The organism is Streptosporangium sp. NPDC002524, from assembly GCF_040295985.1.
Taxonomy (GTDB): domain Bacteria; phylum Actinomycetota; class Actinomycetes; order Streptosporangiales; family Streptosporangiaceae; genus Streptosporangium.
Map to the genome: position 1 here is coordinate 273,612 of NZ_JBEOWK010000012.1, position 26,140 is coordinate 299,751.

21 protein-coding genes are annotated in these 26,140 nt (G+C 71.0%); 18 read left to right on the forward strand and 3 right to left on the reverse strand.

The window, feature by feature from the left end:
• Positions 1 to 153 precede the first annotated feature (153 nt).
• Positions 154 to 813 (forward strand): phosphate signaling complex protein PhoU, encoded by a 660-nt coding sequence (gene phoU / locus ABT053_RS22645; RefSeq protein ID WP_350971063.1) that lies wholly within the window; start codon positions 154 to 156, stop codon positions 811 to 813.
• Positions 814 to 987: 174 nt separating this feature from the next.
• Here the strand turns inward: phoU and ABT053_RS22650 are convergent, their stop codons facing one another.
• From ABT053_RS22650 to mshA, 3 genes are all read right to left on the reverse strand, one after another.
• Positions 988 to 1,731 (reverse strand): phosphoglyceromutase, encoded by a 744-nt coding sequence (locus ABT053_RS22650; RefSeq protein ID WP_350971064.1) that lies wholly within the window; start codon positions 1,729 to 1,731, stop codon positions 988 to 990.
• 133 nt (positions 1,732 to 1,864) lie between these two features.
• Positions 1,865 to 2,344: a type III secretion system chaperone family protein gene (locus ABT053_RS22655; protein WP_350971065.1), complete on the reverse strand. Its 480-nt coding sequence runs from the start codon at positions 2,342 to 2,344 to the stop codon at positions 1,865 to 1,867.
• A 246-nt stretch (positions 2,345 to 2,590) separates the two neighbouring features.
• A complete protein-coding gene (mshA, locus tag ABT053_RS22660) occupies positions 2,591 to 3,874 on the reverse strand; it encodes a D-inositol-3-phosphate glycosyltransferase (RefSeq protein ID WP_350971066.1) in 1,284 nt (427 codons plus the stop codon).
• A 106-nt stretch (positions 3,875 to 3,980) separates the two neighbouring features.
• Between mshA and ABT053_RS22665 the strand changes: the two genes are divergently transcribed.
• The 17 genes from ABT053_RS22665 to ABT053_RS22745 all read left to right on the forward strand — a co-directional run bounded on the left by ABT053_RS22665 (position 3,981) and on the right by ABT053_RS22745 (position 25,907).
• Positions 3,981 to 4,718, forward strand: a complete 738-nt coding sequence (locus tag ABT053_RS22665; RefSeq protein ID WP_350971067.1) for an SDR family oxidoreductase — start codon at positions 3,981 to 3,983, stop codon at positions 4,716 to 4,718.
• 23 nt (positions 4,719 to 4,741) lie between these two features.
• Positions 4,742 to 5,533: a class I SAM-dependent methyltransferase gene (locus ABT053_RS22670; protein WP_350971068.1), complete on the forward strand. Its 792-nt coding sequence runs from the start codon at positions 4,742 to 4,744 to the stop codon at positions 5,531 to 5,533.
• A gap of 159 nt (positions 5,534 to 5,692) precedes the next feature.
• Positions 5,693 to 6,223 (forward strand): GNAT family N-acetyltransferase, encoded by a 531-nt coding sequence (locus tag ABT053_RS22675; RefSeq protein WP_350971069.1) that lies wholly within the window; start codon positions 5,693 to 5,695, stop codon positions 6,221 to 6,223.
• 61 nt (positions 6,224 to 6,284) lie between these two features.
• The gene (locus ABT053_RS22680) at positions 6,285 to 6,650 is read left to right on the forward strand and encodes a BlaI/MecI/CopY family transcriptional regulator (protein ID WP_344750298.1); all 366 of its coding nucleotides are present in this window, start codon (positions 6,285 to 6,287) and stop codon (positions 6,648 to 6,650) included.
• Complete coding sequence (locus ABT053_RS22685) at positions 6,651 to 7,574, forward strand: M56 family metallopeptidase (RefSeq protein ID WP_350971070.1); 924 nt, start codon at positions 6,651 to 6,653, stop codon at positions 7,572 to 7,574.
• A gap of 188 nt (positions 7,575 to 7,762) precedes the next feature.
• A complete protein-coding gene (locus ABT053_RS22690; protein WP_350971071.1) occupies positions 7,763 to 8,293 on the forward strand; it encodes a helix-turn-helix domain-containing protein in 531 nt (176 codons plus the stop codon).
• Positions 8,294 to 8,296: 3 nt separating this feature from the next.
• The gene (locus ABT053_RS22695; protein WP_350971072.1) at positions 8,297 to 8,767 is read left to right on the forward strand and encodes a hypothetical protein; all 471 of its coding nucleotides are present in this window, start codon (positions 8,297 to 8,299) and stop codon (positions 8,765 to 8,767) included.
• 348 nt (positions 8,768 to 9,115) lie between these two features.
• Positions 9,116 to 9,445 (forward strand): DUF2516 family protein, encoded by a 330-nt coding sequence (locus ABT053_RS22700; protein WP_329089733.1) that lies wholly within the window; start codon positions 9,116 to 9,118, stop codon positions 9,443 to 9,445.
• Between the two features lie 301 nt (positions 9,446 to 9,746).
• Positions 9,747 to 10,301 carry a GNAT family N-acetyltransferase gene (locus ABT053_RS22705; RefSeq protein WP_350971073.1) on the forward strand — a complete coding sequence of 185 codons (555 nt, stop codon included), beginning with the start codon at positions 9,747 to 9,749 and terminating at the stop codon, positions 10,299 to 10,301.
• 105 nt (positions 10,302 to 10,406) lie between these two features.
• Positions 10,407 to 11,411: a LacI family DNA-binding transcriptional regulator gene (locus tag ABT053_RS22710; RefSeq protein WP_350971074.1), complete on the forward strand. Its 1,005-nt coding sequence runs from the start codon at positions 10,407 to 10,409 to the stop codon at positions 11,409 to 11,411.
• Positions 11,398 to 12,801, forward strand: coding sequence for a serine/threonine-protein kinase (locus tag ABT053_RS22715; protein WP_350971075.1), 1,404 nt, complete (start codon positions 11,398 to 11,400; stop codon positions 12,799 to 12,801). Before ABT053_RS22710 ends, ABT053_RS22715 begins: the two co-directional genes overlap by 14 nt.
• Positions 12,802 to 13,158: 357 nt before the next feature.
• Positions 13,159 to 14,736 carry a cellulase family glycosylhydrolase gene (locus ABT053_RS22720; protein ID WP_350971076.1) on the forward strand — a complete coding sequence of 526 codons (1,578 nt, stop codon included), beginning with the start codon at positions 13,159 to 13,161 and terminating at the stop codon, positions 14,734 to 14,736.
• Between the two features lie 285 nt (positions 14,737 to 15,021).
• Positions 15,022 to 16,218 carry an ice-binding family protein gene (locus ABT053_RS22725; RefSeq protein ID WP_350971077.1) on the forward strand — a complete coding sequence of 399 codons (1,197 nt, stop codon included), beginning with the start codon at positions 15,022 to 15,024 and terminating at the stop codon, positions 16,216 to 16,218.
• Positions 16,219 to 16,654: 436 nt separating this feature from the next.
• Positions 16,655 to 17,893 carry an ice-binding family protein gene (locus ABT053_RS22730; RefSeq protein WP_350971078.1) on the forward strand — a complete coding sequence of 413 codons (1,239 nt, stop codon included), beginning with the start codon at positions 16,655 to 16,657 and terminating at the stop codon, positions 17,891 to 17,893.
• A gap of 505 nt (positions 17,894 to 18,398) precedes the next feature.
• Complete coding sequence (locus ABT053_RS22735) at positions 18,399 to 21,338, forward strand: glycoside hydrolase family 48 protein (protein ID WP_350971079.1); 2,940 nt, start codon at positions 18,399 to 18,401, stop codon at positions 21,336 to 21,338.
• A gap of 287 nt (positions 21,339 to 21,625) precedes the next feature.
• Entirely contained in the window at positions 21,626 to 24,160 is a 2,535-nt protein-coding gene (locus ABT053_RS22740; protein WP_350971080.1) for a glycoside hydrolase family 9 protein, read from the forward strand.
• Positions 24,161 to 24,347: 187 nt separating this feature from the next.
• Positions 24,348 to 25,907 carry a cellulase family glycosylhydrolase gene (locus ABT053_RS22745; protein ID WP_350971081.1) on the forward strand — a complete coding sequence of 520 codons (1,560 nt, stop codon included), beginning with the start codon at positions 24,348 to 24,350 and terminating at the stop codon, positions 25,905 to 25,907.
• The last annotated feature ends 233 nt before the right edge of the window (positions 25,908 to 26,140 follow it).

Below are 26,140 nucleotides of genomic sequence, written 5' to 3' on the forward strand. Positions count from 1 at the left end.
CACTCACGTGGTCCTCCCGTAGGCTTCACGACCTCGATGGTAGGTCGGGCTTTTCCCATTGAGGACTGCTAGGGGGGCATGACCACGGTCTTTCCCATAAAGTTCACTTTACGGTCGAGGTTCGTTCATCGTTACAGCCCTACGGTGATTCTCATGCGCGACGCCTATCACGAAGAACTCGACGCCCTCACCGAGCGGCTGGTCGAGATGACCCGGCTCGTGAGGTCGGCGATATCGCGGGCCACCACCGCCCTCCTGGACGCCGACGTCCACCTCGCCGAGAGCGTCATCTCCCAGGACGAGGAGGTGAACCGGATCTTCGCGGAGGTCGAGGCCTCGATCTTCGACCTGATGGCCAGGCAGCAGCCCGTGGCCGTGGACCTCAGGATGATCATCGCCGCCCTGCGGATGGGCACCGACCTGGAGCGCATGGGCGACCTCGCCGAGCACGTGGCCAAGATCGCCAGGCTGCGCCACCCCGACTCCGCGATCCCGCCGGAGGTCCGCTCCACCATCCTGGAGATGGGGCAGATCGCCGAGCGCCTCGTCACCAAGACCGGCAGCTGCATCGCCTCGCGCGACGTGGAGTCGGCCCTGGAGCTGGAGTCCGACGACGACGCCATGGACAAGCTGCACCGCAAGCTGTTCAAGGTCCTGATGGCCCCCGACTGGAAGTACGGCGTCGAACCGGCCATCGACGTGACGCTGATCGGCCGCTACTACGAGCGCTACGCCGACCACGCGGTCCGCGTCGCGCACGACGTGGTCTACCTGGTGACGGGCTCCCGGCCCCAGGACACCTCCGCCTTCTGACCCCCGCCGCCCCTCGCGAACGCCTTCGCGAGCGCCTTCGCGAAAAGCCCGGAAAGAGGAAGGGCCCGCCGGATCCGGCGGGCCCTTCCTCTCTTCTCACGTTCTCGTACGTTCCCGGCGGTCAGGGCTGCTCGCCTCTTTCGCGCGTTCTCGTACGCTCCGGGATGCCCGGGGTTACTTGCCCTGGTTGGCCACGGCCTCGATGGCGGCTTCGGCCGCGGCGGGGTCGAGGTACTGGCCGCCCTTGGTGACCGGGTGGAAGGCGTCGTCCAGCTCGTACCGGAGCGGGATGCCGGTGGGGATGTTGAGCCCGGCGATCTCGTCGTCGCCGATCCCGTCCAGGTGCTTGACCAGGGCCCGGAGCGAGTTGCCGTGCGCGACGACCAGCACGCTCCTCCCCTGCGCGAGGTCGGGCACGATCTGGTCGTACCAGTACGGCAGCATGCGCTCGACGACGTCCTTGAGGCACTCGGTCCTCGGCAGCAGCTCGCCCGGCAGGAGCGCGTAGCGGGCCTCGCCGGCCTGGGAGAACTCGTCGTCGTCGGTGATCGGGGGCGGCGGGACGTCGTAGGAGCGGCGCCAGAGCATGAACTGCTCGTCACCGAACTCGGCCCGCGTCTGCGCCTTGTCCTTGCCCTGCAGGGCGCCGTAGTGGCGCTCGTTGAGCCGCCAGGACCGGGAGACCGGCAGCCAGAGCAGGTCCGCGGCGCCCAGCGCGAGGTTGGCCGTCTGGATCGCCCTGGTCAGCAGGGAGGTGTGCACCACGTCGGGACGCACCCCCGCGTCGAGCAGCAGCCGCCCGCCGCGGCGCGCCTCCTCCTCGCCCTTGGCCGAGAGGCCCGCGTCCACCCATCCGGTGAACAGACCCTTTGCGTTCCACTCACTCTCACCGTGCCGAAGCAGCACCAAAGTCGACATGCCGACAAGCTTAGTGGGCGCTTGCTTGGCGTTCTCCGGCGCTCCGCCCGCTCCGGACCCGCTCCAGACTCGGTCTGGGCCCGCTCCGGACCCGGTCTGGGCCCGGTCCGAGCACGGTCTGACGGGGGTGCCCTCAGCGCTCGGGATCGGCGAAGCGGGCGAAGGCCTGGAGGTTGGCGAGCGACTCGCCGCGCTTGGCGCGCCACTCCCACTCGCGCCGGATCGAGGAGGCGAAGCCCAGCTCCAGGGCGCGGTCGAAGCCCTCGTCGGAGTAGGTGAGCACGCATCCGAGAAGGCGGTCGACCTCCTCGTTGGTGACCGCGTCCAGCGGGACGCGGCCCACGAGGTAGACGTCGCCGACGGGGTCGAGGGCGAAGTGCACCCCGTACATGGAGCCGTTCTTGGTGAGGAGCCAGCGGTAGAACTCGGCGTGGTTCTCGTCGGGCTGACGGCAGAAGAAGGCCTCCACGTGCAGGGCCTGGTCACCGACGATCAGCCAGGTCATGGTGGCGAGCTTGTGCTGGCCGGGGAGCCTCACCAGGAAGGCGCCCGGCCGGGGCTGCTCGTAGGAGGCGTCCGCGCTCTTCAGCGCCGCCTCGATCACTTCGCGCATGGGCCCAGCTTACGAGCGGGCCTCACGAACGCCGCGCCCCCGCCCCACGGGCGCAGGGCCCTCCACCCCACGGGCCCTTCGCTATACGGGCCCTCCACCCCACGGGCCCCTCACCACACGGGTCCTTCACCTCACGTCCCACGGGCGCCTCACCACACGGGCCTATCACCTCGCGCCCCCCGGGCCCTCCACCCCACGGGCGCCTCACGGGCACCCCGCCTCATGAACGGGCTCCGGGGGCGGGCCTCAGGAGTTGACCGCTATCGGGAGGCGGTGCAGGTTCATCATCGCCCCGGCGTAGACGTCCGCCAGCCGGGCCGCGGTGGCCGACCAGCCGAAGGCCGCCGCGTGGGCCACCGCGCCCGCCGACAGGCTCTCCCGCCAGGCGGGCTCGTAGACGAACCGGCGGAGCACCCGCGCCCAGTCGTGGGCGTCGTGCCCCTCGACGAGCACCCCGGACACGCCGTCGCGTACGGCGGTGCGCAGCCCGCCCACGGAGGCGGCGGCGACCGGGGTGCCGCAGGCCTGGGACTCCAGGGCCACCAGGCCGAACGACTCGCTGTGGGAGGGGACGACGGTCACGTCGGAGGCGCGGTACCAGTCGACCAGCTCGTACTGGGGCGCCGGGGGAACGATCCTGACCACGTCGGAGATCCCCAGCGAGGTGGCCACGTCGGTGAGGTAGGAGGGCCTGGCCAGGCCGTTGCCGCTGGGGCCGCCGACGCAGGCGACGACCAGCCTCGACCTGAGGGAGGGGTCGTCGATGAGCATCCTGGCCGCGGCGCGCAGCAGCACGTCCGGGGCCTTCAGCGGCTGTACGCGGCCCACGAACAGCAGCACGTGGGCGTCCTGCGGCAGCCCGAGCCGGTGGCGGGCCGCGCCCTGGGAGGCGGGCTGGAAGACCCTGAGGCTCACCCCGGGGTTGACGACCTCGACGCGGGCCGGGGCGGCCCCGTACAGCTCGACGAGCTCCCTGGCCTCGGTCGGGGTGTTGGCCACCAGGCGGTCGGCGACGTCCACGACCTGCTGCTCGCCCAGCACCCGGGCGGCCGGCTCCGGCCTGTCGTCGGCGGCGAGCAGGAGGTTCTTGACCTTGGCCATGGTGTGCATGGTGTGCACCAGCGGCAGGCCCCAGCGTTCCTTGGCCAGCCAGCCCACCTGGCCGGAGAGCCAGTAGTGGGAGTGGATGACGTCGTAGCGGCCGGGCTCGTACATGGCCTCGGTGCGCAGCACGCCCGACAGGAAGGCGCAGAGCTGGCCGGGCAGGTCGCCCTTGTCGAGCTCCTCGTACGGACCGGCGGTGACGTGGCGGACCGAGACGCCGGGGACGAGTTCGGCGACCGGCGGCAGATCCCGGGACGTCTGCCGGGTGAAGATCTCCACCTCCACCCCGAGTTCGGCGAGGCGTTTCGCCACCTCGACGATGTAGACGTTCATCCCGCCCGCGTCCCCGGTACCCGGCTGGTCCAGGGGGGACGTGTGCATACTGATCGTCGCGACTCGGTTGACCCGTCGGCGCCTCACCGACACCACCTCCGAGAGGGCTCAACCATGGGAGATTCCGCAACATTCCCGACACATGGCCACTCCAGGCCCGATCGGGCGGACCCCGCGGCTCCTGGCAGGATGGGGACCCATGAAGAGGACAGCTGTGGTGACAGGGGCCAGCAGCGGGATCGGCGAGGCGACGGCCCGCAGGCTCGCCGCGGAGGGCTTCGAGGTGGTGGCCGCGGCGCGGCGCAGGGAGCGGCTCGACGAGCTGGCCGCCGAGGTGCCCGGCATCCGCCCGGTCACCCTGGACGTGACCTCGCAGGAGTCGGTGGACGAGCTGGCCGCCTCGCTCGACCGCTGTGACGTGCTGGTCAACAACGCCGGTGGCGCGATCGGCCTGGAGCCCGTGGCGAGCGGGCAGGTCGCCGACTGGCAGCGGATGTACGACGTCAACGTGCTCGGCACGCTCCGCGTGACCCAGGCGCTGCTGCCCAGGCTGGTCGAGTCGGGCGACGGCGTGCTGCTGATGCTGACCTCGGTGGCCGGGCTCGTCTCGTACGAGGGCGGGGGCGGCTACAACGCGGCCAAGCACGCGCAGACCTCGATGACCGAGGTGCTGAGGCTGGAGCTGGTCGGCCAGCCGGTCAGGATCGTCGAGGTCGCTCCCGGGATGGTCCACACCGAGGAGTTCTCGCTGAACCGCTTCCGCGGCGACTCCGCCGCCGCCGGACGGGTCTACGAGGGCGTGCCCGACCCGCTCTCCGCCGCCGACGTGGCCGACGCCATCGCCTGGTGCGTGACCCGCCCGGCCCACGTGAACATCGACCGCCTCGTCATCCGCCCCCGCGCCCAGGCCGCCCAGCACAAGGTCCACCGCGTCTGATCGTGCCGAAACCGAGTCCGATCGTGCCGAAACCGGTAGGGGCGATCACCAGGGGGACGACCGGGCACAACCGCCTGCGGCGGGCCGACCGCTGGGTCGTCGCCGCGCACGGCCGCCTGCTGCGCTCCGCCGCCCGCCCGCTCGTGGTCGACCTGGGGTACGGGGCCTCGCACACCACGACCCTGGAGCTGTTCCTGCGGCTGCGCGCGATCTGCCCCTCGGTCGAGGTCGTCGGCGTCGAGATCGACCCGGCCAGGGTGGCGGCGGCGAAGCCGTACGAGCGGCCGGGGCTGTCCTTCGCGCTGGGCGGCTTCGAGCTGCCGGTGGCGCGTCCGCCCCTGCTGGTCAGGGCGTTCAACGTGCTGCGGCAGTACGGGGAGGCGCAGGCGTGGGAGTACTGGGCGATGCTCTGCGAACGGCTCGCGCCGGGCGGGGTGATCGTCGAGGGCACCTGCTCGGAGGTGGGCCACCGCGCGGTCTGGGCCGGGCTCGACCGCTCGGGGCCCCGGACGCTCACCCTCTCGGCCCGGTTCGACTCCTTCGAACGCCCCTCGGACCTGGCCGACCGGCTGCCCAAGACGCTCATCCACCGCAACGTCCCCGGCGAGCCCGTGCACGCCTTCCTGCGCGACTTCGACCGGGCCTGGGCCGTCAACGCCCCGCTGAGCTCGTACGGCTCCCGGCAGCGCTGGATCGCCGCGGCCGGGACGCTCGCCGGGACCTGGCCGCTGGCCGGGCACCCGCCGCTGGGCGGCCGGGCGCGCTGGCGGCTCGGCGAGATCACCCTTCCCTGGTCCGCGGTCGCCCCGCGATAACCAAGCCGCGGTCGCCCCGGAATAGCCAGGCCGCGGTCACCCCGCGATGACCGGGTCGGGGGCCATCTTGCGCTGACCTGGCCGCGGCTTTCCCGGATTGCCCTCATAGTTTGGTTAGGCAAACCTAACTTGTCTCCATATATTTGGTAAAGTCCGCGTATGGCAGAACTGCGGTTCGTGGTGGACCCCGAACTCACCCCGGCGCTCACCGACGAGCTCGTCGAGTGCTGGACCGAGGTGGTCAACGCCGGAGGGTCGGTCGGCTTCGTCCCGCCGGTCACCTCCGACGACATCCTGAAGACGGCCACCGCCACCTTCGCCGCCTGTGACACCACCCGCGACAACCCTGACCACCTGCTGGCCGGGTTCGACGCGGAGGGCCGGGTGGCGTGCTGGCTGGTCCTGGGCGACGGGAAGTCGTGGCTGCGGGCGCACTGGCGCTGGGTGCTGCGGGTGATGGTCCACCCCAAGCACCAGGGCCGGGGCTACGGGACGCTGCTCATGCGCGCCGCCGACGACGCGGCCCGCGACCTGGGCGTGGAGGCGCTGCACCTGACGGTCCGCGGTGGCACCGGGACCGAGGCCTTCTACGCGCGGCTGGGGTACGAGGAGGTCGGCCGGATCCCGCGGTCGATCCGTCTTGCCCCGGGCGACGACAGGGACGAGATTTACATGGTCAAACATCTATGACGCAAGTCACTCGACAACCCGTAGTACTACCCCTCGTGGTGCGGGAGTTAGGCTTGGATGCGTGAAGGGTCTCGGCGAGCTTGAACGCAGCATCATGGACATCATCTGGGCACAGCCATCCTCCGTGACGGCGCGGGAGGTCGGGCGTCTGATCGCCGACCGCGACCTGGCGCCCACCACCGTGATGACCGTGCTCGACCGGCTCACCCGCAAGGGATTCCTGCTCCGCACCCGTGACGGGCGCGCGTGGCGGTACGCACCGGCGGAGAGCCGCGACGCCTACGTCGCGGAGCTTATGCTGGAGGCGCTGGACATGACCGGCGACCGGTCGGCGGCCCTCACCAGGTTCGCCCAGGCCGTCACCGGCACCGAAGCCGACATCCTGCGCAGGGCCCTGACGGACCTGGAGGAGCTGGAGGACGAGTAGATGACCGCGGCAGCCCTGGCGACGCTCGCCCTGGTCTGCGCGGTCGGTGCCTGGCGCTTCACCCGCGCCCGGTGGACCTACCGCGCCCCGCACGTGGCCATCGTCCTGTGGCAGGCGCTGGGGGTCACCTGGGGCCTGGCCGGGACGGGCGCCCTGCTCGGCTACGCCCTGGAGCCTTACGACGAGGGCGTGCTGCACGGCCTGCACGAGTTCGCGGTCTCCCCGTTCGTCGGCGGGCGCGGGCTGCCCCAGCCGTACGAGCTGCCGAGGGTCGTCGCGCTCGTCGCCGGGCTCACCGCGCTGGCCGTGCTGATCCTGGTGCTTCTCGCCGCGGGCGCGCAGACGTTCCGCGCCCGCCACCGCCACCGCACCCTGCTCGCCCTGATCGCCAGGGAGGACCCGGTGGTCCCCGGCGTACGGGTGCTCGATCACCCCGGCGCCACCGCCTACTGCGTGCCCGGCCTGCGCTCCCAGGTGGTGGTGAGCGAGGGGGCGCTCAAGCTGCTCTCCGCCGACGAGCTGAGCGCGGTGCTCGCCCACGAGGCCGCCCACGTGCGCGAGCGGCACGACCTGGTGCTGCTGCCCTTCGCCGCGCTGCGCCGGGCGCTGCCCTGGTCGCGCGTGGTCAGGGACGCGCAGGGCGAGGTCGGCCTGCTCGTGGAGATGGCCGCCGACGACGTCGCCCGCCGCTGCTGCTCCGCGCGCCGCCTGGCGACCGCCCTGCTGCGCTTCGGCACGGCGGGCGCCGTCCCGGCCCCGCACGGTGCCCTGGGCGCCGCGAGCTCCGCCACCGCCGTGATGGCCAGGGTTGAGCGCCTGGTGAACCCGGTCCCCGTCCTGCCGCGCGGGGTCCGCTACGCCATCGTCGCCTTCTCCGTTGTCCTGACGTCGTCGGCGCCGCTGCTCTGGCTGGTCCCGTACTAGGGGGCTCAGTGCCCGGCGGGTCAGCGTTGACCTGTCTTGAAGGTGTGGCCTGTCCATATACCGAACTTGGAGTCCGGCCTGGTGCTCTAGCCGGGTTCGTCCATCTTTCGCCAAACTCACCCCAAAGTGCTTGCAAGTGTTAGCCAACCTGTTTGCAATAGCAAGCACTTTGCGGCAGACTCGACGTCATGGCACTACCGAAGGTCGGCTCGATCGGTGAGTACATCCGGGAGCAGCGCACACACGCGAAGATCTCCCTGCGACAGCTCGCCGCTGCGGCGGGGGTCTCCAACCCCTACCTGAGCCAGATCGAGCGCGGGCTGCGCAAGCCCAGCGCCGAGATCCTGAACCAGATCGCCAAGGGCCTGCACATCTCGTCGCAGGCGCTCTACGTCCAGGCGGGCCTCATCGAGGAGCGCGAGCCGGACAGCGACGTGCTGACCGCGATCAGGGCCGACCACCTCATCACCGAGCGGCAACGCCAGGTGCTGATCGACATCTACGAGTCGTTTCGCAAGGAGAACCAGCAGGCCGAGGCCCCGGACGAGGACGTGCAGACCTCCCAGAAAGCACGCCTCGCACCGGAGCCCCGGCGGGGTGACGCGGACTCCTCGCCTGACGACGAGGCGCCGCTCCCCGGGGAATACCTCACCGCGTTGAAGCCCTACGCGGTCCCCCCGAGCAACGGCCACATCACCGAGGAAACCAAGGAAGGTTAACCCATGCCCATCGCCACCGAAGTCAAGAAGCTGGCCGAGTCCAAGCCGTTCTACGCCGTCGCCGGGGCCGGCGACTTCGCCGTCGAGAAGCTCCTTGAGCTTCCCGAGCAGATCCAGAGGCTGCAGGGCCGCCGCGAGGAGATCCGCGAGGCCGCGAAGGACCTTCCGGAGCGGGCCAGGCAGCTCGCCGGCAAGGCCGAGGGCTACGCCAAGGACTTCCCCGTGAAGGCGCGCGACTACGCCGACCAGATCGCGGGCAGGGCCAACGAGCTCTACGAGGAGTTCGCCAACCGCGGCCGCAAGGTCGTCTCCAAGACCAGCGGCGAGATCGCCCTGGAGCTTGAGGAGGTCTCCGAGGCCGCCGAGCCCGCGATCGCCGCCGCCCGGACGCCCAGGAAGGGCACCCGCACCACGAAGTCCACCACGACCGGCAGGTCCACCGCGACCGGCAGGTCCACCACGACCAGGGGCTGAGCTCGTCCCTCACGGACCCCGGCTCCAAGGGTCTTTCACGGAGACCCCGGTTCCAAGGGTTCCTCACGGACCCCGGCTCCAAGGCCCGCCCCGGGCATCCTCCCCGAGGCGGGCCTTCGGCGTCCGGTGTCCCGTGCGACGCCCCGCGGGAGCGTGCCGGGCGGCCGGCGTCCTCCCCGGGGGCCTTCGGCGTCCGAGGATCCGGCGTCCGTCCGTCCGGCGGGGACGGGGAGCGGCCGGGCGCGGGAACGGGCCGTCAGGCCCGGCCGGTACGGCCGAGGACGACGCGAACGGGGCTTTCGGCATTAGGCTGAGGGAGACCGGCGAGGCGAACGTTCTGGAGAGACGATGATCGAAATCCACGGTGCCCTGGACCTGGTCTTCTGGATCCTGGCCGTCGGAGTGTTCGCGCTGTCGGGCTGGGCGCTCGTGCACGCGGTGAAGACCCCGGCACGGGCGTTCGCGGTAACCGGCAAGCAGACGAAGAACCTGTGGCTGGTCATCCTCGGGCTGGCGGCGCTGTTCGGCTTCGCCGCCGCGGTGCAGTATCTCAGCGTGCTGAGCATCTTCACGATCGCGTCCGTCATCGCCTCGGGCATCTACCTCGCCGACGTGCGTCCCGCCGTGCGGGAGATCGGCAAGGGCGGCGGCAACCAGGGGCCGTACGGACCCTGGTGAACCGGCCCCGGGGCCGGGATTCCGCGCGGCCCCGGACGTAACCGAGCGAGGCTCGTTGCCGTGGTCGGCGGAGTTCGCCCGCGCGGCCGGGACACGATCCCAGGACTCCGCGCGGCCCCGGACCTGACCGGGCGAGGCCGGCTCCACAGCCGGGCGACACGATCCGGGCACGGTCCCGGGGTCCCGCGCGGCCCCGGACACGACCGGACGGGGTCCGCTCCCGCTACCGGATGGCACGGTCCCGGGGACGGCTCCGGACAGCCGGGTTGCCCGGCGGGGTTCCTGCCGGTAGACACGCCGGATGATGTTCGCACGCAAACCCACGCTCTCCGGAGAGCACGTGACGCTCCGGCCGGTCGGCCCCGAGCACGTGGACGGCCTCTGGGAGCTGGTCAACGACCCCGAGACCGTCCGGCTCACCGGCTCGCACGGCAAGCCCGACTACGAGGGGCTCAAGGCCTGGTACGGCTCGCGGGGCGACCACGGCGACCGGCTCGACCTGGCGATCTGCGCCGCCGGGGACGACGCCTACGTGGGCGAGATCGTGCTCAACGAGCTCGACGCCGACAACCTCTCCTGCAACCTGCGCATCGCGCTGATCGGCCCCCGGGCGTACGGCAGGGGGTACGGCACCGAGGCGATCCGGCTCACCCTCGACCACGTCTTCCGCACCACGCCGCTGCACCGGGTGGCCCTGGAGGTCTACGCCTTCAACGAGCGGGCCGCGCACGTCTACCGCAAGATCGGCTTCGTCCAGGAGGGCGTCTGCCGTGACGCCCTGCGTCTAAACGGGGAATGGTATGACTCCGTAATCATGTCGATACTTGCCCCTGACTGGGTTGTCAGGGAAATTTGACATACACATGGTGATTTTTCGGAAACATCTTTTGACACTTCCGAAACAATGCTAGGTTCACTGGGAGCGCTCCCACCTGTGCAGGATCTTGGTGTGGAGGAAGTTATGACCGATCTACCCACACTCGCCCAGGTCGCAGCAGAGGCAGGGGTCTCCCCCGCCACGGCGTCCCGGGTGCTCACCGGTTCAGTCAGAGTCAGCACATCGACTCGTAGGCAGGTGCATGACGCAATATCGCGTCTCGGTTACGTAAGGCATCGCGCTCCCCGTGGCGGCTCCGGCCGCCGATCCGACCAGGTCGTGGCCATCGTGGTCTGCGAACCCGCGCACCGGCTCTTCACCGAGCCGTTCTACGCGCGGATGATCACAGCCGCGGAGGAGGTCCTCACCGGGCACGGCGTCCCCCTCGCCGTGATGACCGCCACGGCGGCCACCTCCACCATCGCCACGCCACCGCTCGTCGCCGGAGGCATCGACGGCGTCCTGCTGATCGGCGCGCGCGACAGGCATCCGCTCGTGGTGACCCTGGCCGCCTCGGGCATCCCGGTGCGGAGCGCGGGCCGTCCCCCGGACGGCATCGAGCTCCCCCACGTCGACATGGACAACCGCGACGGAGGCCGGCAGGCGGCGGAACACCTGCTGCTCGGCGGCCGGAGGTCCATCGGCGTCATCGCGGGCCCGCCCGCCCTGCCGGCCGCCCGCGACCGGCTCGACGGGTTCATGCAGACCCTCGCCCTGGCCGGGATGACCGGGGTGCCGGTCGCGTACGGCGACTTCAGCCACACGTCGGGAGTGCACGGCATGCAGTGGCTGCTGCGCAGGATGCCACACGTCGACGCGGTCTTCGCCGCCTCCGACGTGATGGCGGCCGCCGCGCTGCAGACCCTGCGCCGGGCCGGCCGGCGGGTGCCGGAGGACGTGGCCGTCATCGGGTTCGACGACGCCCCCGCCGCCCGGCGGACCTCCCCCACGCTCACCACCGTCCGCCAGCCGGTGGAGGAGTTCTCCGCGCTCGCCACCCGGTTGCTGCTGCTCTCGATGAGCTCGGCCGGCGCTCCCCGCGACAATCCCGTACTCCCCACTGAGCTGGTGGTCCGTGAGTCGGCCTGACCAGGTCGGGCTTCGCGCGGGGGATGTGCTCACCCGCAGGTACCTGTTGCTGGAGCGGATCGCGTGGGGTGGCATGAGCGTCATCTGGCGTGCCTTCGACCAGTCGCTCCAGCGGCTGGTCGCCGTCAAGCTGCTCGACGGCGAGCTGGGCGTCGACCTGGGGGAGCGCGAGCTGATCCGCCGGGAGGCGCGTGCCACCGCGCGCCTCATCCACCCCGACGCGATCGAGGTCTACGACTACGGGGAGACCGTGACCTCGCAGGGTCGCCTCGCCGCGTACGTCGTGATGCGCCTGCTGGAGGGGCGCCCGCTGGCGGACCGGATCAACGAGGGCCCGCTGCCGTGGGCGGAGGCGGCGACGATCGCCGCCAGGCTGGCCACCGTGCTGGCCGCCGCCCACGAGCGGGGCATCGTGCACCGGGACGTCACCGCCGAGAACGTGCTGCTCACCTCGACGGGTGCCAAGCTGCTCGACTTCGGCATCGCGGCCTTCATCGGGGAGGACGGCGACGACCGGGCCTCCGACTACGGGACCCCTCCCTACGTGGCGCCCGAGCGGCTGACCGGCACGGTCGCGGATCCGGCGAGTGACGTCTACGCGCTGGGCGTGCTGCTGTTCGAGATGCTCACCGGCGATCCCCCGTACCCGGAACGGACCTGGGAGGAGATCGAGAACGTCCGCAGGGAGGGACCGCCGCCGGTGGCGGCGGTGCCGGGGATGCCCGCGCGGATCAGCGCGCTCTGCCAGGTCTGCCTGTCGCACCGGCCCGAGGCGAGGCCGAGGGCGCAGGAGGTGGCCGACGACCTGGCGGCGGCCCTCAGGCCACCGGCCACGACCCCGGTCCACTGGACGCGCGGGCACGGGCTGGTGCGCTGGACGGTGGTCGCGGCGGTGGCGGCGCTGCTCGCGGGTCTCCTGGTGTGGAGCCGGATCGCCGGCTCCTACGAGGAACGGGTGGCCGGTCCGCCGGGTCGCGGGACGGTGCCGCCCACCGTCCTCGACCCCACCACGGCCTACCCCGAACCGGGGACGACGCCGCTTCCCAGTCCCTCCGTCACCTCCAGGCGGAGCGGGCAGGCGGCGGAACCGGCCCCGGGAGTGGAGGCCGTTCCGGAAGCGAAGGCGATCCGCTCCTACGACCCGAATCTCAACCAGAGCGTGCGGCGCTTCAACGCCGTGCTCGCGAAGGGGGAGGACGAGGGCAGGATCCGCTCCGACGTGGCCCTGGACCTGCGGCAGATAATGGCCAGCAGCGTCTGGGACTCCCGCGACCTCACCCCGATCCGGGGGAAGATCGCCGAACGCAACCGGGAGGGCTCGCTGCCCGACGACTTCCGTCACGCCCTGGAGGCCCAGCTTCTACTGGTGTCGGTGGCCCTGGCCGGTTGAGAAGCCCGAACACACGCCGAGCCCCCTCGAATCCCAAGGTGGAGGGGGCTTGGACTCGTCTGCCGGGGGCGGCCGGACTCGCCGCACCCGCCGAGACCACGGGAGTGCCGCCGGGCATTCCGTGACATGCCCGCCCCGCCCGTCGTTCACTGAAACTTTCACCCGGCGATCGGCGGGGCGGTGGCCGCGCAGGGCGAGATGGAAGGGGTCGCGGGTGCCGCGAGGGGACGGGACCGGTCCCGGCGGCGGTTGACGGGAGCGGGGCGGGCGCCGAACCATGGCGAGCGCGACCGGCCGCACCTTTCGATCGCGGGGTTCCCGCCCCGCGAACCGACCCCGTCCTCGAAGGGCTCCTGAATGAAAGTCCTGCGTGTTCGCAGGTGGGCGGCGGCGCTCGCGGCGCTCGTGGTCACCTCGGCGCTGGCGGTCGCGCTCGGCTCCTCCCCGGCCGGTGCCGCGGGCGGAACCGGCACCGGCTACCTGCGCACCTCCGGTAACAAGATCGTCGACAGCACGGGCGCGACCGTCCGGTTGACCGGCATCAACTGGTTCGGCATGGAGACCGACAACAAGACCTTCCACGGGTTGTGGTCGAGCAACCCGTGGAGGGGCCAGATCGACAAGATGGCCTCGCTCGGTTACAACACCCTCCGCGTGCCGTTCTCCAACGACGCCCTCAAGCCGGGCGCGGTCGCCAGCGGCGTGAACGACTTCGTCAACCCCGACCTGGTCGGCAACACCCCGCTGCAGATCCTCGACAAGGTCATCGCGTACGCCGGAAGCAAGGGCATGCGGATCATCCTCGACCGGCACCGGCCGACCTCGGCCGGGCAGTCGCCGCTGTGGTACGTCGCCGCGACGCCGGAGAGCACCTGGATCAACGACTGGAAGGCGCTCGCCCAGCGGTACGCGGGCAACACCACCGTCATCGGCGCCGACCTGCACAACGAGCCGCACGCCGAGGGCACCAACCCGGCCGCGACCGGGGCGTGCTGGGGCTGCGGCGACACGGCGCGCGACTGGCGGCTCGCCGCCGAGCGGGCGGGCAACGCGGTGCTGTCGGTCAACCCCAACTGGCTGATCTTCGTCGAGGGCGTGAGCTGCCCGAGCGGGGGCCTGTCGAACGTGTGGGACAACGATCCGAGCAACGACGAGGACTGCGGCTGGTGGGGCGGCAACCTGTCGAAGGCCGGGGAGTTCCCGGTGCGGCTGAGCGTGGCGAACCGGCTGGTCTACTCGCCGCACGACTACGCCACCTCGGTCTACCGCCAGACGTGGTTCGACGCGCCGAACTATCCGGCGAACATGCCCGCGATCTGGGACAAGTACTGGGGCTACCTCTACCGGCAGAACATCGCGCCGATCATGCTCGGCGAGTTCGGGACCACCATGCAGGCCGCCGTGGACAAGGTCTGGCTCCAGGAGCTGATGAAGTATCTGGGCACCGGGGTCAACGGGATGTCGTTCACCTACTGGTCGTGGAACCCCAACTCGGGTGACACCGGGGGCATCGCCAAGGACGACTGGACATCGATCAACCAGGACAAGCAGGACATCCTCCAGCCGTACCTGATCCCGCCGGTCGGCGGGGGCGGCAACCCCACCCCCACCCCGACGCCGACCCCGACACCGGGGACCGCGGCCTGCGAGACGTCGTACGCCCTCACCAACTCCTGGCAGGGAGGCTTCCAGGCCGCGCTGACCGTGAAGAACACCGGGACCTCGGCCTGGAACAACTGGTCGGTGAGATGGACCCTGCCGTCCGGGGTGACGCTCGGCAGCGGCTGGAACGCCACCGTCACGCAGAGCGGGACCACCTTCACCGCGAGGGCCCCGGGCCACGCGGCGAACCTCGCGGCGGGTCAGTCCGTCGTCGTCGGATTCACCGCGAACGGACCCTCCACCCCCGGCGCGTCCGGCATCACCTGCGCCTGATCCCCGTTCCCCGTTCCACGGAACCGTCGAGGGCGTGCCGCCGAGCGGCACGCCCTCGCGCGCTTGAGCCAGCCGGGGACGCGGTCTCGCGCGGTCGAAGACAAAGGACATCCTCGCAATCGGCAACACACTCACATTCCATACAAATGCCCCGATAACTGTGCAATAAAATATCCCGCATGTCGTATAACAAGTGCGACACCGCCGATCAGTAGGGTCAGAGAAAACGGCGCATCATCGGCAATGCGCCTGGACGGAGAAATACCAAAAGAAAAGGGCAGCATCGTGATAAGAGTTGGTCACCCACCTATCGTTCCGCGAGATATCGTCCGTTCCTGGCTGGCGGGAGCCCTGACCGTCGCGGTCGCGCTGGGCTGCGTCGCCGCGACACCGCACGCGGCGAACGCGGCGACGCCACCGCCGCTCGGCACGGCCGCGAACTTCGCGGTCCTGGCGGGCACGACGGTCACCAACACCGGCCCCAGCGTGATCACCGGGGATCTCGGGGTGAGCCCGGGGACGGCGGTCACCGGCTTCCCGCCCGGCGTCGTGGTCGGCACCATCCACTCCGCCGACGCCGTCGCCGCGCAGGCCCAGGTCGACCTGACCGGCGCCTACAACAACGCGGCCGGGCAGGCCGTCACCGCCACCATCCCGACGGAACTCGGCGGGACCGTCCGGACACCCGGTGTCTACGACTCCGCCGCGGGCACCTTCGGGATCACCGGGCAGCTGACGCTCGACGGGCAGGGCGACCCGAACGCCGTCTTCATCTTCAAGACGGCGTCCACCCTGATCACCGCGTCCGCCAGCTCGGTGAACCTCATCAACGGCGCGCAGGCGTGCAACGTCTTCTGGCAGGTCGGCAGCTCGGCCACGCTGGGGACCGGCTCCAGCTTCGCCGGGAACATCCTCGCGCTCACCTCGATCACCGCGACCACCGGCGTGAACGTCAACGGCCGCCTGCTGGCCCGCAACGGCGCCGTCACGCTGGACACCAATCTCGTCACGTTCGCCAACTGCGCGGTCGTGCCGCCGAGGGAGACCAGCACCACGCTGACCGCGGTGTGCTCGGCGAGGGTGCCGGGCCGGCTCATCCTCACCGCGACCGTCGCGTCCTTCGGGCCGACCCCGCCCACGGGGCCGGTCGAGTTCTTCTCCGACGGGGTGAGCCTGGGCACGGCCGTACTCGACGCGAACGGCCGCGCCACCCTGGCCGTGACCGGCCTCGCCCCGGGAACCCGCCAGCTCGTGGCCACCTTCCCCGGCAACGCCGCCCTGGATCCGAGCGCCTCGCCACCGCTCGCCCTGGTCGTCGGCCCGAACGGCCTCTGCCCGGCGCAGGGAGTGAACCGGAAGAACAAGAACGCTCAGAGCATCAGGAACCATCAGCAGAGCGACAACGCGATCAAGATAAAGGACCGCAAGCGCAGGCATCACCACCACCACACGTGGACGAGGCGCTGCTGCCGCCCGCGCTAGCCCCGCACCGGGGGTCCACCCGGTGAACTCGTGTGCCGTCTCGCGTGCCGCCCCCCGCACGCGTCCGGCCTCCCGCACCCCGGGACCATCAAGGGCGTGCCGCCCAGGCGGCACGCCCTCCTGTGATGTGCGCGGCCGCCCGACGTCCGGCCGACGTCCGGGAACGCCAACGGGTCACGATATTCGGCTGGATATCCGCACAAACAACAGTATTTTCTGAATTCTCACTGTGCCCGCGTACAGGTAATGCGATAAAACAACCCGCATGTCGTACGACGACCACGGCACCGCCGATCAGTAGTCTCGGAAAAACGGCGCATCATCGGCAATGCGCCTGGAAGGCGAAATACCAAAGGAAAAGGATGAGACTGTGGCAGTCATTGGTCACTCCAATATCGTTTCGCGAAATACCGTCCGTTCCCGGCTGGCGGGGGCCGTGACGATCGCGGTCGCGCTGGGCTGCGTCGCCGCGACACCGCACGCGGCGAGCGCGGAGAACACAGCGAGCACAGCTCGTACGGCGAGCACGACGAACGAGCCGAACCCGGCGGCGGCGCTGTCGCTCGGCGCGGCCGCGGACTTCGCGGTCCTGGCGGGGACGACGGTCGCCGGCACCGGGTCCACCGTCGTCACCGGCGAGGTCGGGGTGAGCCCGGGTTCGACGACCGCCGGGTTCCCGCCGGGCGTCGTGGCCGGCGCCGTCTACCTGGACGACCCCGTCGCCGAACAGGCCCAGGACGACCTGGCCACCGCCTACAACAGCGCCGCGCTGCGGCCCGGCACCGCCTCCCTCAAGCCGCAGCTCGGCGGGACCACGGTGGCTCCGGGCGTCTACAACTCCACCTCCGGCGCCTTCTACATCAGCGGGGAGCTGACCCTCGACGGGCAGGGGGATCCGAACGCCCGCTTCGTCTTCAGGTCCCCCTCCCTGGTCACCTCGCCCGCCAGCACGGTGCGGCTCGCCAACGGCGCCCAGGCGTGCAACGTGATCTGGCAGGTCGGCGGTTCGGCCACGCTGGGGGCCGGTTCCCGCTTCGCCGGGAGCGTCCTCGCGCTGACCTCGATCACCGCGGCCAGTGGCACGACCGTGAACGGCCGCCTGCTGGCCCGCGCGGGCACCGTCAACCTGGACTCCGCCACCGTCACCCGCTCCGCCTGCGCGGGCGTGCCGCTGAGGAGGACCAGCACCAAGCTGGGCGCGTTCTGCGATCCGGGATCGCCGGGCAACCTCGCCCTCGTCGCGACCGTCACGTCCTCGGGGCCGGTCCCCCCTGTCGGGCCGGTCGAGTTCTTCGCCAACGGGGTGCGCCAGGACCAGTTCCAGTCGGACGCCGCCGGCCACGCGAAACTGATCGTTTCCAATATCCCGCCGCGAACCCACGAGTTCGTGGCGTCCTTCGCGGGCACGAACCGGCTGGAGCCCAGCACCTCACCGGTGCTGTCCGTGCCCGTCGGCCCCGAGGGCATCTGCCCGGCACCGCCCGCGAGTCCGGCCACCGCCACCGGCCCCGGCGCCGGCACCGGTGGCAAACCCGCCGCCGGCAACCCGGACGGCAGGAAGAACACCCGGACCGTCATCACGTTTCCGCCCAACGACAGGCCGTTCAAGGCGAGGAAGCGTGACCGCGGCCGTCACCACCACGCACGCCCCGGGAACCATCGCCGCCCGCGTTGAACAGGACCGCGCTGAACAGGGCCGCGCTGAACAAGGCCAGGCTGAGCAAGGCCAGGCTGGAAGGGCCGGACCGAACAAGGCCGGGCTGACGGGGACGCGTTGAACAAGGCCGGGCTGACAAGGACCGCGCTGACATGGACCGCGCCGACAGGGCCTGGCCGGCAAGCGTCTCCCGACACCGCGGATCCGCCCCATCGGCCGTCGGCCGGTGGGGCGGATCCACGCCCGGGGACCCGGGGGCACGCTCACGAGCAAGCATTCGACCGGGAAGATCGAAAGCTCTGAAACTTTCACGGCCCGCGAAAGAGGCCGCCCGGATCGCAGCAGCCTGGCGGCATAGGCCACGAAACATCGATGTAACGGGAGGCGCCTGCCATTGACATCCCGTTCACCGTCTCCAGAATCGCTTATGGGAGCGCTCCCACCCCCTCTCTCCCTTGCTTGATCCGATGCGGCGCCACCACCAGCGAATTCGCATCGATCCCCACTCACGGAGGCCCATTTCATGCATTTGTTCCCCAATAAAGCGGGAGCGCTCCCACGCTTCCGGAGACGGATCGCCGCGCTGGCGCTGCTCAGCCTGGCGGCCGGGACGACCACCGCGCTGGCGGCCTCCCCCGCCCTCGCGGCCGTCGCCTGCGACGTGACGTACACCACCAGCGACTGGCAGGGCGGTTTCAGCGCCAGCGTGTCCGTCAAGAACCTGGGCGACCCGCTGACCGGCTGGACCCTCGGGTTCACCTTCCCGACGGCCACCCAGCGGATCAGCCAGGGCTGGAGCGCCACCTGGGCGCAGAGCGGGCAGAACGTCACCGCCCAGAACCTCGCCTGGAACGGCAACCTCGCCACCGGCGCCTCGACCAGCATCGGCTTCAACGGCACCTGGTCCGGCTCCAACCCCAAGCCGGCCGCCTTCACGATCAACGGCACCACCTGCGGGGGGACCAACCCCGTCAACCAGCCGCCCACCACGGGCATCACCGCTCCGGCGGCCGGGGCCACCTTCGCCGCGCCCGCGACGGTGGCGATCACCGCGAACGCGGCCGACAGCGACGGCACCGTCTCCAAGGTCGACTTCTTCAACGGCAGCACGCTGCTGGGCACCGACACCACCGCGCCGTACGCCTACAACTGGACGGGCGTCGCCGCCGGGAGCTACTCCCTCACCTCCAGGGCGACCGACGACAAGGGCGCGGCCACCACCTCCTCCCCGGTGGGGATCACCGTCACCGCCGACTCGGCCCCCGCCGTGGTCGTCACCCCGGCCACGGTCGCCGTCCCCGAGGGCGGCTCGGCCAACCTCTCGGTCAGGCTCTCCAGGGCCCCGTCCGCGAGCGTCACCGTGGCGACCGCGAGGACGAGCGGCGACACCGACCTGACCGTCGCCTCCGGCGCGTCGCTCACCTTCACCACCGCCAACTGGAACACGGCCCAGACGGTACGGGTCGCGGCGGCCGAGGACGGCGACCAGACCTCCGGGACCGCCGAGTTCACCTCGACCGCCACCGGCCACGCCTCGGCCAAGGCGACCGCCACCGAGGTCGACAACGACTCGGGCGGCGGGAACAACGAGTACATCCAGCGCTTCACCACGATGTACAACAAGATCAAGGACCCGGCGAACGGCTACTTCTCGCCGCAGGGCGTGCCCTACCACTCCGTCGAGACCTTCATGGTCGAGGCGCCGGACCACGGGCACGAGACCACCTCCGAGGCCTACAGCTACTACCTGTGGCTGGAGGCGGCGTACGGCAAGGTGACCGGCGACTGGACCAGGTTCAACGACGCCTGGGCCTCGATGGAGAGATACATCATCCCGGCCACCGCCGACCAGCCGACCAACTCCTTCTACAACCCGGCCAAGCCCGCCACGTACGCCGGTGAGTGGGACGACATCAAGCAGTACCCGTCCAGGCTGGACAGCGGCGTGAGCGTCGGCACCGACCCGATCGCCAACGAGCTCAAGACGGCGTACGGCACCAGCGACGTCTACGGCATGCACTGGCTGCTGGACGTGGACAACACCTACGGCTTCGGCCGCTGCGGGGACGGGACCACCAAGCCCGCGTACATCAACACCTACCAGCGCGGCCCGGAGGAGTCGGTCTTCGAGACCATCCCGCAGCCGTCCTGCGACACCTTCAAGCACGGCGGCCCGAACGGGTTCCTGGACCTGTTCACCGGCGACAGCAGCTACGCCAAGCAGTGGAAGTACACCAACGCCCCCGACGCCGACGCCCGCGCCGTCCAGGTGGCCTACTGGGCGCACACCTGGGCCACCGAGCAGGGCAAGGCCTCGCAGGTCTCGGCCACGGTCGCCAAGGCCGCGAAGATGGGCGACTACCTGCGCTACGCGATGTACGACAAGTACTTCAAGAAGCAGGGCTGCACCAGCACCTCGTGTGCGGCGGGGACCGGCAAGGACAGCTCGGCCTACCTGCTGAGCTGGTACTACGCCTGGGGCGGCGCCATGGACAGCTCCGCCGGATGGGCCTGGCGGATCGGCTCCAGCCACAACCACTCCGGTTACCAGAACCCGATGGCCGCCTGGGCGCTGTCCAGCGTGGACGTGCTCAAGCCCAAGGGCGCGACCGCCGTGCAGGACTGGACCACCAGCACCAAGCGGCAGCTGGAGTTCTACCGCTGGCTGCAGTCGACCGAGGGCGCGATCGCCGGTGGCGCCACCAACAGCTGGCAGGGCCACTACGCGGCCCCGCCGTCGACGCTGCCGACCTTCTACGGGATGGCCTACGACTGGCAGCCGGTCTACCACGACCCGCCGTCCAACCAGTGGTTCGGCTTCCAGGCGTGGTCGATGGAGCGGGTCGCGGAGCTGTACTACGCGACCGGCAACGCCGACGCCAAGCTCGTGCTGGACAAGTGGGTCAAGTGGGCCACCGACAACACCACGATCAACGCCGACGGGACCTACCAGATCCCCTCGACGCTGGTGTGGACCGGCCAGCCCGACACCTGGAACCCGACCAGCCCCGGCTCCAACTCCGGGCTGCACGTGAGCATCAGGGACTACACGACCGACGTGGGCGTGGCGGGCTCGTACGCCAAGGTGCTGACCTACTACGCGGCCAAGTCCGGCAACACCACGGCCAAGAACGTCGCCAAGGGCCTGCTCGACGGCATGTGGCGCAACAACCAGGACGCCAAGGGCGTGTCGGTCGTCGAGACCAAGGCCGACTACCGGCGCCTCAACGACCCGGTCTACGTGCCCCCGGGCTGGACCGGCAAGATGCCCAACGGCGACACGATCAACTCCAGCTCGACCTTCATGTCCATCCGGTCCTTCTACAAGAACGACCCGGACTGGCCGAAGGTGGACGCCTACCTGAAGGGCACCGGCCCCGCGCCGTCCTTCAACTACCACCGGTTCTGGGCGCAGGTGGACGTCGCCGTCGCCCTCGCCGAGTACGGCCGCCTCTTCCCCTGATTCCCCGACCTCGGGTCCGGCCCTCCCTCGGGCCGGACCCGAGCCCTACCCGAGCCCTATCCGGGCCCGACCAGAGCTCTCCCCGAGCCCGACCCGGACTCCGGCCCGGCCTCGAACCGGGGCGCGAGCCCCGCCCGAGCCCCGGCCCGAGCCCTGCCCGGCCCCGGACCCGAACCGGACCCGGACCCGAACCGGACCCGGGTCCGACCCCCTGAGACCTCGGGGCGTGACGGTACCCCTGACCTGCCGTCACGCCCCGAGCACCATCTCCGAGAGGCGCACCCCCCATGAGAAGAACCCTCGCGGCGCTCGCGCTGCTGGCGCTGACGGCCGTGCCGGTGACGGTGCCCGCCACCGGCGCCCAGGCCGCGGCGCCCGCCTTCGCGTACGGCGAGGCGCTGCAGAAGTCCCTCTGGTTCTACGAGGCCCAGCAGTCGGGGCCGTTGCCGAGCTGGAACCGCGTCGGCTGGCGCGGCCCCTCCGGGCTCACCGACGGCCAGGACGCCGGGCTCGACCTGACCGGCGGCTGGTACGACGCGGGCGACCACGTCAAGTTCGGCCTGCCGATGGCGGCGAGCGCGACGATGCTGGCCTGGGGCGCGGTGGAGTACCGCGACGCGTACGCCTCCTCCGGGCAGCTCACCCACCTGCTGAACAACCTCAAGTTCGTCAACGACTACTTCATCAAGGCCCACCCGTCGGCGAACGTGCTGTACGGGCAGGTCGGCAACGGCGGCAAGGACCACGCGTGGTGGGGCCCGGCCGAGGCGATGCAGATGGAGCGGCCCGCGTACAAGATCGACGCCTCCTGCGGCGGGTCGGACCTGGCCGGGGAGACGGCGGCGGCGATGGCGGCCTCGTCGATCGTCTTCCGCCCGACAAATCCGACTTATGCCGACACGCTGGTGACGCACGCCAGGCAGCTCTACACCTTCGCCGACACCGTGCGGAAGAAGTACAGCGACTGCATCACCGACGCGTCCGGCTACTACCAGTCGTGGAGCGGCTTCAACGACGAGCTGGTCTGGGGCGCGATCTGGCTGCACCGGGCCACCCAGGAGGCCTCCTACCTGGCCAAGGCGGAGTCGTACTACGACAACCTCGGCACCGAGCCGCAGTCCACCGTCAAGTCCTACAAGTGGACGATCGCCTGGGACGACAAGTCCTACGGCGCCTACGTGCTGCTCAACAAGCTGACCGGCAAGCAGAAGTACCTCGACGACGCGAACCGCTGGCTCGACTTCTGGACGGTCGGGGTCAACGGGCAGCGGATCAGGTACTCCCCCGGCGGGCAGGCCGTGCTCGACCGGTGGGGGTCGCTGCGCTACGCGGCCAACACCTCGTTCGTGGCGCTGGTCCACTCGGACGCGATCACCGACGCGACCCGTAAGGCGAGATACCACGACTTCGCGGTCAGGCAGATCAACTACGCGCTCGGCGACAACCCGCGCAACTCCTCGTACGTGATCGGGTTCGGCGCGAACCCGCCGAGGAACCCGCACCACCGCACCGCGCACGGCTCGTGGACCGACCAGATGACCAACCCGGCCGAGACCCGCCACACCCTGTACGGCGCCCTCGTCGGCGGCCCGCCCGACCCCGACGACGCCTACACCGACAGGCGCGACGACTACGTGATGAACGAGGTCGCCACCGACTACAACGCGGGCTTCACCAGCGCCCTCGCCCGCCTCTACCGCGAGTACGGCGGGGCCCCCGCCGCGAACTTCCCCGTGGCGGAGACCCCCGACGGCCCCGAGATCTTCGTGGAGGCCGGGGTGAACGCCTCCGGCTCGGCGTTCACCGAGATCAAGGCCATCGTGCGGAACCAGTCGGCCTGGCCGGCCCGCCCGCTCGCCAACGGCTCGTTCCGCTACTACTTCACCCTCGACGGCGCGACGACCGCGAGCCAGGTCTCCGTGACGTCCGCCTACAACCAGTGCAAGGCCCCGACCGGGCCGACCCTGCTGTCCGGGAAGACCTACTACGTCACCGTCGACTGCTCCAACACCTCGATCGCCCCGGCGGGGCAGTCGCAGCACCGGCGCGAGGTGCAGTTCCGCCTCGCCAGCACCGGGACGTGGGACCCGTCCAACGACTGGTCGTACACCGGTGTCGCCACCACGCCGGGCGCGACCCCGGTGCGGGTGCAGAACATCACGGTCTACGCGGGGACGACGAAGATCTGGGGCAACCCGCCCGGCGACGAGCCTCCCCCGGAGGAGCCCGAGGACGACACCGTGGCGCCGTCGCGGCCGGGCAAGCCCGCCGTCTCGGCGATCACCGGCAGCGGCGCCACCCTCACCTGGGCGGCCTCGACCGACAACGTGGGCGTCAGCGGCTACGACGTCTACCGGGGGACGACGAAGGTCGCCACCGCCACCGGCACCTCGTACGCCCTCACCGGGCTCACCCCCGCGACGGCGTACACCGTGTCCGTGGTGGCGAGGGACGCGGCGGGCAACTCCTCCACCGCGTCCGAGAGCACCGCGTTCACCACGACGACGGCCCCGGCGGGCGGCTGCACGGCCACGTACACGGTCGGCAACAGCTGGCAGGGCGCCTTCCAGGGGAACGTCACCGTCACGAACGCGGGCACCTCGGCGATCACCGGCTGGACGGTGACCTGGAGGTTCCCCAACGGCCAGACGATCAGCCAGCTCTGGAACGGCACGCACACCCAGACGGGAGCGGACGTGTCGGTCAGGAACGTGGCCTGGAACGGCCCCCTCGCCCCGAACGCCTCGACGTCCTTCGGCTTCACCGCGAGCCAGAACGGCACCAACGGCGTCCCCACCCCGGTGACCTGCGCCACCGGCTGACCCACCGGCTCCTCCGGCTCCTCCTGCTCCTCACGGTGCCGGTCCGCGGCGCGGACCGGCACTCCCGCTCCCCCTGTCCAGGCGTCCGATCCTCCCTTGATCCCCCGGATCCCCAGGACGCCTCACCGCCCCGGCCGGGCGCGACGACCCCTCCGCCCGGCCGGGCACTCCCCAACCGAGGTAGGTCATGCGCATCAGACTGGCGCTGCTCGCGGCGCTCCTTCTCCCGTTCATCGTCTCCATACCGCCCGCCCACGCCGCCGTCGGCCTGCGCGTAAGCGGTACGCGGATCCTCGAGGCGAACGGCAACGCGTTCGTCATGCGGGGCACCAGCCACCCGCACGCCTGGTACGCGACCCAGACCGGCTCGTTCGCGGACATCAAGTCGCTGGGCGCGAACACCGTCAGGGTGGTGCTCAGCGGCGGCCGGTGGACCGCCAACGGCGCGGCCGACGTGGCGAACGTCGTCTCGCTCTGCAAGCAGAACAGGCTCATCTGCGTCCTGGAGAACCACGACACCACCGGGTACGGCGAGCAGAGCGGCGCCTACACCCTCGACCAGGCCGTGGACTACTGGATCGGCGTCAAGAGCGCGATCGTCGGCCAGGAGGACTACGTCGTCCTCAACATCGGCAACGAGCCCTTCGGCAACAACGCGACCACCCCCGGCTGGACCCAGGCCACCTCGGCCGCGATCACCCGGCTGCGGAGCAACGGGTTCCAGCACCTGATCATGGTGGACGCGCCCAACTGGGGCCAGGACTGGAGCTTCACCATGCGCGACAACGCGGCCACGGTCGCCGCCGCCGACCCGCAGCGCAACACGCTCTTCTCCGTCCACATGTACGGGGTGTTCGACACGGCCGCCGAGGTCACCTCCTACCTGCAGGCGTTCCAGACGGCGGGACTGCCGCTGGTGATCGGCGAGTTCGGCTTCAACCACTCCGACGGCAACCCCGACGAGGACACGATCATGGCCCAGGCGCAGGCCAGGGGGGTCGGCTACCTCGGCTGGTCGTGGAGCGGCAACGGCGGCGGCGTCGAGTATCTCGACCAGGTGACCAACTTCAACGTCGCCGGCCTCACCACCTGGGGACAGCGCCTGTTCAACGGGGCGAACGGCATCGCGCAGACCTCCGTCGAGGCCACGGTCTACGGCGGCACCGGCACCCCGGACACCGAGGCGCCGACCCGGCCCGGCACGCCCGCCGCCTCGGACGTCACCTCGACCGGCGCCCGGCTGTCCTGGACCGCCTCCACCGACAACCGCGCGGTCACCGGCTACGACGTCTTCCGGGGGACCACCAAGCTCGGTTCGTCCGCGACCAGCTCGATCACCCTGACCGGGCTCACCGCGCAGACCGCCTACACCGTCACCGTGGTCGCCCGCGACGCCGCGGGGAACACCTCGGCCGCCTCCGCGGCGACGACCTTCACGACCACCTCGACCCCGCCGAGCGGCTGCACCCCGACGTACCGGATGACCAACTCCTGGCAGGGCGGCTTCCAGGGCGAGGTCACCGTCCGCTGCACCGCGGCCGTCACCACCTGGAGAACCGTCCTCACCTATCCCTCCGGCGTGAACGTCAGCCAGTCGTGGAGCTCCACCCTGTCGGCGGCCCCGCCGGTCTTCACCTTCACCAACGCCGCCTGGAACGGATCCGTCCCCGCCGGGGGATCCACCACCTTCGGCTTCATCGGCACCTGGTCGGGCACCGGCGCCCCGCCCAGCCCCACCCTCTCCTAGCCCCACCGACTTCACCGGCTCCTAGCTCCACCGGCTCCTCTGGCTCCTACGGCTCCTCGCCGTACGGCCGGTGGTCCCGCGGCCCCGCCCCGCGGCTCCGGCCGTACGCCGGGCGGGGGGGGGCGGGCCCCCCCCGCGGCCACGCGGCGGGCCCGCCGCCGCGGCGCCGCCGCGCCCCGCGCGGGGCCCGCCCGCCCCCGCGCGGCGCGGGGGGCGGGGGGGGGCGGGGGGCC

What these genes read in the sequence shown, in the direction of transcription:
- phoU (WP_350971063.1), top strand. Translation starts at nt 154, where the DNA reads ATGCGCGACGCCTATCACGAAGAACTCGACGCCCTCACCGAGCGGCTG.
- ABT053_RS22650 (WP_350971064.1), bottom strand. Translation starts at nt 1,731, where the DNA reads ATGTCGACTTTGGTGCTGCTTCGGCACGGTGAGAGTGAGTGGAACGCA.
- ABT053_RS22655 (WP_350971065.1), bottom strand. Translation starts at nt 2,344, where the DNA reads ATGCGCGAAGTGATCGAGGCGGCGCTGAAGAGCGCGGACGCCTCCTAC.
- ABT053_RS22665 (WP_350971067.1), top strand. Translation starts at nt 3,981, where the DNA reads ATGAAGAGGACAGCTGTGGTGACAGGGGCCAGCAGCGGGATCGGCGAG.
- ABT053_RS22675 (WP_350971069.1), top strand. Translation starts at nt 5,693, where the DNA reads ATGGCAGAACTGCGGTTCGTGGTGGACCCCGAACTCACCCCGGCGCTC.
- ABT053_RS22685 (WP_350971070.1), top strand. Translation starts at nt 6,651, where the DNA reads ATGACCGCGGCAGCCCTGGCGACGCTCGCCCTGGTCTGCGCGGTCGGT.
- ABT053_RS22690 (WP_350971071.1), top strand. Translation starts at nt 7,763, where the DNA reads ATGGCACTACCGAAGGTCGGCTCGATCGGTGAGTACATCCGGGAGCAG.
- ABT053_RS22695 (WP_350971072.1), top strand. Translation starts at nt 8,297, where the DNA reads ATGCCCATCGCCACCGAAGTCAAGAAGCTGGCCGAGTCCAAGCCGTTC.
- ABT053_RS22700 (WP_329089733.1), top strand. Translation starts at nt 9,116, where the DNA reads ATGATCGAAATCCACGGTGCCCTGGACCTGGTCTTCTGGATCCTGGCC.
- ABT053_RS22705 (WP_350971073.1), top strand. Translation starts at nt 9,747, where the DNA reads ATGATGTTCGCACGCAAACCCACGCTCTCCGGAGAGCACGTGACGCTC.
- ABT053_RS22710 (WP_350971074.1), top strand. Translation starts at nt 10,407, where the DNA reads ATGACCGATCTACCCACACTCGCCCAGGTCGCAGCAGAGGCAGGGGTC.
- ABT053_RS22720 (WP_350971076.1), top strand. Translation starts at nt 13,159, where the DNA reads ATGAAAGTCCTGCGTGTTCGCAGGTGGGCGGCGGCGCTCGCGGCGCTC.
- ABT053_RS22735 (WP_350971079.1), top strand. Translation starts at nt 18,399, where the DNA reads ATGCATTTGTTCCCCAATAAAGCGGGAGCGCTCCCACGCTTCCGGAGA.
- ABT053_RS22740 (WP_350971080.1), top strand. Translation starts at nt 21,626, where the DNA reads ATGAGAAGAACCCTCGCGGCGCTCGCGCTGCTGGCGCTGACGGCCGTG.
- ABT053_RS22745 (WP_350971081.1), top strand. Translation starts at nt 24,348, where the DNA reads ATGCGCATCAGACTGGCGCTGCTCGCGGCGCTCCTTCTCCCGTTCATC.